We start from the raw sequence: 237 nt of genomic DNA on the forward strand, positions 1-237 counted from the left end.
CTGTTAAACTATCAAACAAATCAACAGAAGCATCATTTGTACATATTTCTAGGACTCCATTAGTTCCTGCGCTCAATTCTGAAAATACCGTGACATTTACTTGTGCAGATACATCTCCACAAATACCATTATTTATTGTATATGTATATATTCCTGAAGCATCTGTTGTAGGATCAAATATTCCTGTTCCACTTGTTAAGGCTGGACTCCATATTCCTCCTGTGTCTGGCATTCCTG

Annotated in this window: 1 protein-coding gene; it reads right to left on the reverse strand. The window is 36.7% G+C overall.

Features of this window, described 5'->3' with window-relative positions:
- Nucleotides 1-237, reverse strand: a 237-nt coding sequence (locus ACRBBL_RS18020) for a hypothetical protein (protein WP_431370474.1), incomplete at both ends; no start/stop codon positions are given.

This window comes from Kordia sp. (genome assembly GCF_050633145.1).
Lineage (GTDB): Bacteria > Bacteroidota > Bacteroidia > Flavobacteriales > Flavobacteriaceae > Kordia.